General features: G+C 68.2%; 10 protein-coding genes. 8 read left to right on the forward strand and 2 right to left on the reverse strand.

The window, feature by feature from the left end; translation table 11 throughout:
* The first annotated feature begins 1 nt into the window (after position 1).
* The 3 genes from ESO89_RS12875 (at position 2) to ESO89_RS12885 (ending at position 2,269) form a co-directional block, all read left to right on the forward strand.
* Positions 2-481 (forward strand): Rpp14/Pop5 family protein, encoded by a 480-nt coding sequence (locus ESO89_RS12875; RefSeq protein ID WP_128905882.1) that lies wholly within the window; start codon positions 2-4, stop codon positions 479-481.
* Positions 482-485: 4 nt separating this feature from the next.
* Entirely contained in the window at positions 486-1,274 is a 789-nt protein-coding gene (psmA, locus tag ESO89_RS12880; protein ID WP_128905883.1) for an archaeal proteasome endopeptidase complex subunit alpha, read from the forward strand.
* A 107-nt stretch (positions 1,275-1,381) separates the two neighbouring features.
* Positions 1,382-2,269 (forward strand): SDR family oxidoreductase, encoded by an 888-nt coding sequence (locus tag ESO89_RS12885; protein WP_128905884.1) that lies wholly within the window; start codon positions 1,382-1,384, stop codon positions 2,267-2,269.
* A 119-nt stretch (positions 2,270-2,388) separates the two neighbouring features.
* Here the strand turns inward: ESO89_RS12885 and ubaA are convergent, their stop codons facing one another.
* On the reverse strand, positions 2,389-3,252 hold the full coding sequence (gene ubaA, locus ESO89_RS12890) for an SAMP-activating enzyme E1 (RefSeq protein WP_128905885.1): 864 nt from the start codon (positions 3,250-3,252) through the stop codon (positions 2,389-2,391).
* A gap of 215 nt (positions 3,253-3,467) precedes the next feature.
* On the opposite strand from ubaA, the gene ESO89_RS12895 reads away from it, so the two are divergent.
* Positions 3,468-3,731: a MoaD/ThiS family protein gene (locus ESO89_RS12895; protein ID WP_128905886.1), complete on the forward strand. Its 264-nt coding sequence runs from the start codon at positions 3,468-3,470 to the stop codon at positions 3,729-3,731.
* A 47-nt stretch (positions 3,732-3,778) separates the two neighbouring features.
* Here the strand turns inward: ESO89_RS12895 and ESO89_RS12900 are convergent, their stop codons facing one another.
* A complete protein-coding gene (locus ESO89_RS12900) occupies positions 3,779-4,798 on the reverse strand; it encodes a PLP-dependent cysteine synthase family protein (protein ID WP_128905887.1) in 1,020 nt (339 codons plus the stop codon).
* Between the two features lie 150 nt (positions 4,799-4,948).
* Between ESO89_RS12900 and ESO89_RS12905 the strand changes: the two genes are divergently transcribed.
* The 4 genes from ESO89_RS12905 to ESO89_RS12920 all read left to right on the forward strand — a co-directional run bounded on the left by ESO89_RS12905 (position 4,949) and on the right by ESO89_RS12920 (position 6,397).
* On the forward strand, positions 4,949-5,248 hold the full coding sequence (locus tag ESO89_RS12905) for a sulfurtransferase TusA family protein (RefSeq protein ID WP_128905888.1): 300 nt from the start codon (positions 4,949-4,951) through the stop codon (positions 5,246-5,248).
* 2 nt (positions 5,249-5,250) lie between these two features.
* On the forward strand, positions 5,251-5,586 hold the full coding sequence (locus ESO89_RS12910; protein ID WP_128905889.1) for a rhodanese-like domain-containing protein: 336 nt from the start codon (positions 5,251-5,253) through the stop codon (positions 5,584-5,586).
* 146 nt (positions 5,587-5,732) lie between these two features.
* Positions 5,733-6,008, forward strand: a complete 276-nt coding sequence (locus ESO89_RS12915; RefSeq protein ID WP_128905890.1) for a DUF433 domain-containing protein — start codon at positions 5,733-5,735, stop codon at positions 6,006-6,008.
* On the forward strand, positions 6,005-6,397 hold the full coding sequence (locus ESO89_RS12920) for a DUF5615 family PIN-like protein (RefSeq protein WP_128905891.1): 393 nt from the start codon (positions 6,005-6,007) through the stop codon (positions 6,395-6,397). The genes ESO89_RS12915 and ESO89_RS12920 overlap by 4 nt, the downstream gene beginning before the upstream one ends.
* The last annotated feature ends 64 nt before the right edge of the window (positions 6,398-6,461 follow it).

Raw genomic sequence — 6,461 nt, forward strand, 5'->3', positions numbered from 1 at the left:
GATGAAACACCTCCCCAAGCATCTCCGCCCGCGCTGGCGGTATCTCGCGGTCGGGATCGAGACGTGGCCCGACGCCGAGATCCGGCGGCGCGCGTTCCAGCGCGCGCTGTGGTACGCCGCGGGCAACCTACTCGGCGACGCCGGGAGCGCCGACGCCGACCTCACGCTGCTGTCCTTCTCGCACGACGACGGCGAGGGGGAAGCGATCGTCCGGGCCCGTCACGGGCACGTCGCCGATGCCCGAGCGGCGATCGCGTGCGTGAGCGAGGTCGGCGACGACCCCGTCGGCGTCCGGGTTCGCGGGATTTCGGGGACGGTGCGTGCCTGTGAGGAAAGATATATGGGTCGCGCGGGCGGTAGTTCGACACAGCGAGACGTCGCGTTCGAGGGCGCCGAGCGGTCCGCTGTCGTGCGCGAGGACGCGCGCGACGTGCGGACCGGGTCGGGGTACGTCGGCGCGGCGGCGTTCGACACCGAGTGATATCATGCAGGGCCAATCCCAACAGCAGGCGTACGACCGAGGAATCACCATCTTCTCCCCCGACGGCAGGCTCTACCAGGTCGAGTACGCCCGGGAGGCGGTGAAACGCGGGACCGCGAGCGTCGGCGTCCGCGCCGAGGACGGCGTCGTCCTCGCGGCGGACAAGCGCGCTCGGTCCCCGCTGATGGAGCCGGAAAGCATCGAGAAGCTGCACAAGGCCGACGACCACGTCGGCGTCGCGAGCGCGGGCCACGTCGCCGACGCGCGCCAGCTCATCGACTTCGCGCGCCGGCAGGCGCAGGTGAACCGCCTGCGCTACGGCGAGGCGATCGGCATCGAAACCCTGACGAAGAACATCACCGACCACATCCAGCAGTACACGCAGGTCGGCGGCGCGCGCCCCTTCGGCGTCGCGCTGATCGTCGGCGGGATCGAGAACGGCGAGCCGCGCCTGTTCGAGACCGACCCCTCCGGCACCCCCTACGAGTGGCAGGCGCTCTCGATCGGCTCCGACCGGAGCGACCTCCGCGACTACCTCGAGGAGGAGTACGAGGAGGGCCTCTCGACCGACGAGGCGCTCGCGCTCGCGCTCGACACCCTCGCGCAGTCGAACGACGGCGAGCTGTCGCCCGACGGCGTCGGCGTCGCCACGATCACGGTCGACGACGAGGAGTACGCGGAGCTTTCGGCCGACGAGATCGAGGCGGTCCTCGCCGAGCGGGACCTGCTCCCGGACGAGGAGGACGAGCCCGCGGACGACGCTGAGGACGCGGGCGACGCCGACGAGGAGTAAGGCGCCCGCTGCACCGCCAACTGTTACCGATTTTTTCGACCGACCGCCGTTCGGCCGATCGCCGCGACCGCGGCGACCGGTCCGCCTCGCGCCCGGTCGGGAGAGTTATGCCGTCGGGGACCGACCGACGACGCGTGCAGAAGACGGTACTCATCACCGGCTGTTCCTCGGGGATCGGGCGCGGCGCGGCGCGCGCGTTCCTCGACGAGGGGTGGACCGTGTACGCGACCGCGCGGAACCCCGCGGACATCGAGACGCTCGGCGAGGCGGGCTGCGAGCTGGCGACGCTCGACGTCACCGACCAGAGCGACGTGGACCGCGTCGTCGACCGCATCTTGGACGAGGAGGGCGCGATCGACGCGCTGATCAACAACGCCGGCTACGGTCAGTTCGGCCCGGTCGAGGACGTGCCGACTGCGAAGGTCCACGAGCAGTTCGACGTGAACGTGTACGGTCCCCATCGGCTCATCAAGGCCGTCCTCCCCGGGATGCGCCGCGAGCGCGACGGGACGATCGTCAACGTCTCCTCAGTCGCCGGGCGGGTGTCCTTCCCCGGCGGCGGCGTGTACAGCGGCTCGAAGTTCGCGGTCGAGGCCATGTCGGACGCGCTCCGCAACGAGGTCGCGGAGTACGGGATCGACGTGGTCGTCGTCGAGCCCGGCCCCGTGCGGACGAACTTCTCGAAGCGCGCGGGGCGGGAGGCGGGGAGCGCTGACGGAGACGGCGAGGCGACCGACGGCGGCGGGCTCGACCGCTCCGGCGCCTACGAGGAGTTCTACGCGATCTTCGAGGACACGCAGCTGATCGGGGGCGACGGTCCCGGCGCGATCGAGCCCGAGGTCGTCGCCGCCGCGATCGTCAACGCCGCGAGCGCGACGCAGCCGCCGGCTCGGGTCCAGCCCGGCACCGCCGCCCGGATCGGCGTGCTCGCGCGGTTCCTCCCCGACGCGGTGCTCGACGCCGGGTACGACATCGTGCGGAAGTTCACGTCCTGACGCCCCACGCCCCGCGCTGACGCCCCACGCCCCGCGCTGACGCCGCCGGCCCACGGTCAGCGTCGGGCGGCCGAGCCGGCAGCGATCGCGCGACAACGGCACCCCTGACGGAACCGTTCTCAGTCGCTCGTTTCGATCTCCGGCTCCGCCTCGTCGTCGCCGCCGACGTCGATGGCGCAGGAGGCGGAGTACTCCACGTCGTGGACCGACTCGATGGCGGGGTCGTCCCCGCAGACGGGGCAGTCGTCGCGCTTTGGGATCTCCACCTCGTCGAACTCCATGTCGAGCGCGTCGAAGAACAGCATCGAGCCGTCGAGCGTCTCGCCCTCGCCGATGATGTGCTTGACCGTCTCCGTCGCCTGCAGACAGCCGACGGTACCGGGGAGGACGCCGAGGACGCCGGCGGTCGCGCAGTTCGGCACCATCCCGGCCGGCGGCGCCTCGGGGAACAGACAGCGGTAACACGGCGAGTCGTCGTCGCCCGCGAACGTCGTCACCTGCCCCTCAAACTTGAAGATGGAGCCGTGCGAGAAGGGAATTCCGGCGAGCGTGCAGGCGTCGTTGACGAGGTACCGCGTCGCGAAGTTATCCGTCCCGTCGACGACGAAGTCGTAGCCGTCGATCAGCCCCTCGATGTTGTCGGGACGGACGCGGATCTCGTGTTTCCGCACGTCGATGTCGGGGTTGAGCTGTTCGACGAAGTCGGCGGCGGAGTCGACCTTCTTGCGCCCCACGTCGTCGTTCCCGTGGATCACCTGCCGCTGGAGGTTCGACAGCTCCACCTCGTCGTCGTCGGCGATTCCGAGGGTGCCGACGCCGGCGGCCGCGAGGTACTGGATGATCGGCGCGCCGAGCCCGCCGGCGCCGAGCACGAGCACCTCGGCGTCGAGCAGGGCCTTCTGGCCCTCGGGACCCACGTCGTCCATGATGATGTGTCTGGAGTATCGGTCGAGCTGGGTGGGGTCGAGGTCGAGATCGCTCATTCGTCCCCACGTAACCGCTACGGACGCATAAGCCGGGCGACCACCGGCGCGTACTGCCGGCACCGCGGAGGTGCGATCGATGCACACGACCGGCGCGACCGGTCACACCTCGACCGGAACGCCGCCGCCGGGCCCCATCGGCCCTCTGTCGTCGGGACGGGGGGAGAGGTTGCCGCCGACGCGCCCCTTTTTGGAGTGGGTACCGAACGGAGCGTATGGCCACGATCAAACTGCCGGCCGTGCTCGTCGGCGGGTCCTCGACCTCCGAGGTCGACGTCCCGGGCGAGACGGTCCGCGAACTGTTCGAGAACCACGCGGACGACCACGGGCCGGAGCTCAGAGACAGCGTGATCGAGGACGGCGAGATCAAGGAGTTCATCAACGTCTACGTCGAGGGAACGCCCGTCGACGGCCTCGACGCGGACGTGCCCGACGACGCGCAGGTCCGGGTCATTCCGGCGGCCAGCGGCGGCCGGTAGGATCGTCGGCAGCCGGTAGGGCGCCGACGGCGATGCGGTCCGTTTCTTTATAAGTAGTCTTCCCACAGCGGGATGTCCACGTACTTGTCGCCGCGGTCGCACAGCATGAACACGACCACGTCGTCGTCCGCGAGCGCGTCCGCCTCGTCGAGCCCCGCGACCGCCGCCGCGCCCCCGCCCGAGGACGTGCCCACGACGAACTGGTCGTCGACCCGGAGGTGCTCGCGGATCGTCGCCGCGTCGTGTTGGCCGGAGTCCGCGATCGGGATTTCGTTGTCCAGGTAGCGCTCCCGGAGCGCCCGAGCCCGGTCGTACGCGTCCGAGGTCGTGACGTACGCCGTCCGGTCGAGGACCGACTCGTCGTACGTGTCGGGGTGGTAGTGGTCGCCCGACTTGAGGTATTTCAGCCCGTCGATGGCGTGGAGCCGCTCGTCCGGCTCGAAGCCGACGATCTCGACCGCGCCGTCGGTCAGGTCGGTCAGCCCCCGCCCCGTCCCGGTGAGCGTCCCCCCGGTGCCGACGCCCGCGACGAAGTGGGTCACCGCGCCGTCGGTCGCCTCGTAGATCTCCCGGGCGGTCGTGCGCTCGTGCGTGCCGGGGTTGTCGGGGTTCTCGTACTGGTTCGGCCGGTAGTAGGCGTCGGGGTCCGCGGCGACGATCTCCTCGCAGCGCTCGATGACCGCGTCGTAGCCGAGGTTGGCGTCGACGAAGTGGATCTCCGCGCCGGCGTCGCGGACGGCGTCGACCTTCCCGCCGGCGGCGTTGTCCGGCATCACGATCTCCACGTCGTATCCGCGGGCGTTCGCGAGGCGCGCGACCTCGCTGCCGGTGTTGCCCGAGGTCGGCTCGATCACGGTGGCGCCGGGGTCGAGGTCGCCGCGCTCCTCGGCGCCGTCCAGCATCCCCTTCGCGATCCGGGACTTGACCGAGCCGCCGCCGTGCGGGGCGTCGTAGAGGTTGAACCACTCTGCTTTCGCGTACACGTCCGCGTCCGACTCGATGTCGAGGTCGAGCTTCAGAAGCGGCGTCTCGAAAATCGTCGACTCGTCGACGGCGTACTCGCTCATGCGTCCCGTAGATCGCTCCTCAATAAGAGTCCGACGGAAACGGCGTTCTCGACGGCTACCGCGGTCGTGCGTGACGATCGCCCGTCAGAGGAACGGGAGAAGCCTGCCGGTCACCAAAGGGGTTACCGGGCCGGACCCGTACCCGTCCGCATGAGTCAACCATCGTGGGACGATGTCGTCGAGATGCCCGACGAGCTCGACGACGAGACCGCCGAGGCGCTCTTGGAAGACGCGACCGAGGTGCAGGACATGACCGGCGAGGTCTGTCCGTACCCGCAGGTCGAGGCGAAGAAGGCGATCGCGGGGCTCTCCCCCGGCGACGTGCTGGTCCAGAAGACCGACCACGTCCCGAGCACGGAGAACGTCCCGAAGGCGGTCGGCGACGACGCGACCGCGAAGGTGTGGAAGTCGGGCGACGGTCGCTACCGCATCTTCATGCGGAAGGAGTAATCATGGTCGAAGAACTCACCCCCGAGGAAGTCAACGAGCGCGTTCAGGAGGACGACGTCCGCGTCATCGACACGCGACCGCCCGCGGAGTACGAGCAGGGTCACATCCCCGGCGCGATCAACGTCCCGCTGGGCGACCTCCCCTCGCAGGTCCCCGACATCGACTGGGACGACACCGACGTGGTCTGCGCGTGTCCGGTCGGCCAGTCGTCGAAGCAGGCCGCGATGCTGATCAGCAGCTACGAGGGCGTCGAGGACGACGTGCTCGTCGCCAGCATGGCCGGCGGCTACGAGGAGTGGGACTTCGATCTGGAGACCGGCGCGGCGGCGGACGCCTGAGCGGTCGATCACCTTTTTAAGCAATTTCATCGCCCTAGATTGCCTTAATAGTCCTCTATACGGGCAGTGGGTATCGTCGATCGGGATGTGTTGCGACGAGGCATCTGCCGGAAAAATATAACCGATGAGGGGACTAACCCAACCGTATGAGTATCATTCGCGACGACGACGTACTCGGCGGCGAACCCCGAATCGATGGAACGCGGGTCGGCGTGCGCCACGTCGCCGCGCGGGTAATCGGTGGCGAACAGTCCCCCGCTCAGGCCGCGGATCAGTTCGACGTGTCCCTCTCAGAGGTGTACGAGTCCCTCTCTCACTACTACGCTCACATCGAAGAGATGCGGGAACTCGAACGGGAAAACGAGGCGGCATTCGAGCGTCTTCGTGAATCGTCGCTGAAGCCGAAAGAGACCGTGCAGTGACGGGGCCTCATATCCTCCTCGACGAACACGTCGGTCGCGTCTTCGAACGAATACTCCGGGAACGCGGATACGATGTCAAGCAGGCGAAAGACCGGTTCGGTGAACACACGACCGACGCCGAACTGGTCACGTGGTGCGGCGAGTCCGGTACGGTCCTGCTGACGAACAACGCGAAAGATTTCGAGTCGCTACACGACGAGTACGACCACGCGGGGATCTTACTCTACCACGACCAGAAGCTTCCCGACGCCGATCCGGAGGGACTTGCTCGAACGGTCGACGAGGTGTTCACCCAATACGGCTCCGAGGGAGTCGAAAACCAACTCGTCGATCTCGGTGAGTGGTACGAATGGCTCCGAGCCTGTCATAGAATCCGTCTCATAGCTTGAGCTTCTCACGGCCCGGATTATTTCCCCGCTCAAAATTGGTAATAGCAACGACAATTCGGAGACA

This window comes from Halorubrum amylolyticum (assembly GCF_004114995.1).
GTDB classification, from domain to species: domain Archaea; phylum Halobacteriota; class Halobacteria; order Halobacteriales; family Haloferacaceae; genus Halorubrum; species Halorubrum amylolyticum.

Coding starts and splice junctions, on each gene's coding strand:
- ESO89_RS12875 (WP_128905882.1), top strand. CDS start 2: ATGAAACACCTCCCCAAGCATCTCCGCCCGCGCTGGCGGTATCTCGCG.
- psmA (WP_128905883.1), top strand. CDS start 486: ATGCAGGGCCAATCCCAACAGCAGGCGTACGACCGAGGAATCACCATC.
- ESO89_RS12885 (WP_128905884.1), top strand. CDS start 1,382: ATGCCGTCGGGGACCGACCGACGACGCGTGCAGAAGACGGTACTCATC.
- ubaA (WP_128905885.1), bottom strand. CDS start 3,252: ATGAGCGATCTCGACCTCGACCCCACCCAGCTCGACCGATACTCCAGA.
- ESO89_RS12895 (WP_128905886.1), top strand. CDS start 3,468: ATGGCCACGATCAAACTGCCGGCCGTGCTCGTCGGCGGGTCCTCGACC.
- ESO89_RS12900 (WP_128905887.1), bottom strand. CDS start 4,798: ATGAGCGAGTACGCCGTCGACGAGTCGACGATTTTCGAGACGCCGCTT.
- ESO89_RS12905 (WP_128905888.1), top strand. CDS start 4,949: ATGAGTCAACCATCGTGGGACGATGTCGTCGAGATGCCCGACGAGCTC.
- ESO89_RS12910 (WP_128905889.1), top strand. CDS start 5,251: ATGGTCGAAGAACTCACCCCCGAGGAAGTCAACGAGCGCGTTCAGGAG.
- ESO89_RS12915 (WP_128905890.1), top strand. CDS start 5,733: ATGAGTATCATTCGCGACGACGACGTACTCGGCGGCGAACCCCGAATC.